This is a genomic window from Kordiimonas sediminis (genome assembly GCF_014656395.1).
Lineage (GTDB): Bacteria > Pseudomonadota > Alphaproteobacteria > Sphingomonadales > Kordiimonadaceae > Kordiimonas_A > Kordiimonas_A sediminis.
In genome coordinates, this window is sequence record NZ_BNCI01000012.1 from 1 (window position 1) to 729 (window position 729).

Genomic DNA, 729 nt, shown 5'->3' on the forward strand with positions numbered 1-729 from the left:
GCACCTCACCACAGCTTATCGCAGCCTGTCACGTCTTTCATCGCCTCCATACGCCAAGGCATCCACCAAATGCTCTTAAATCACTTGAGAAATCCTCCATATCCAGAGATAAACACTCGAAAGCATCCATCTCATACCCCTGCGTTCTCGGCGTAACTCTACGGAACTGAGTTACAAACACAGAGCGATATGAAAAATCATTTTTATCAGCATGCAATTGAAATAGGTTTTAAAACCTATCCCATTTTGGGTGATGCATATAAGACAAGTCTTACACACATCATCACAAACATATAATCGTCTTAAACACGGAATTTGGGGGTCCGCGTAAAATCCAGAAGAACAAGTTCTTCAACCGATTATACGTGCAAGTATAACTTTCTTCACAATTTCAAAGATCAAATCCGCCAGGCAAGCCCTTTGGAATTCTATTTCCCTTTTTGACACCCTGCAGCACCCTGCTGCAGGCTTAGAGACAGTCTCGAGGAACGCACCAGCTATGCTGATGGTGGGCCGAGGTGGACTTGAACCACCGACCTCACGCTTATCAGGCGTGCGCTCTAACCACCTGAGCTACCGGCCCTCACCAAACTCGAACCAACAGTAGTGATGGTGGAGCCTAGCGGGATCGAACCGCTGACCTCCTGAATGCAAATCAGGCGCTCTCCCAGCTGAGCTAAGGCCCCGTTCTATAACAAGGTCATCACTCGAAGTTCAACCGGCGTACAG

General features: G+C 47.7%; 2 tRNA genes and 1 rRNA gene. All 3 read right to left on the reverse strand.

The annotated features are described in order from the left end of the window. Nucleotides 1-90 (reverse strand): 23S ribosomal RNA (locus tag IE181_RS14565); the annotation flags it as partial. Nucleotides 91-506: 416 nt separating this feature from the next. Then, a tRNA-Ile gene (locus tag IE181_RS14570) sits at nucleotides 507-583 on the reverse strand. A gap of 27 nt (nucleotides 584-610) precedes the next feature. Continuing rightward, nucleotides 611-686 (reverse strand) — tRNA-Ala (locus tag IE181_RS14575). Nucleotides 687-729: the final 43 nt, after the last annotated feature.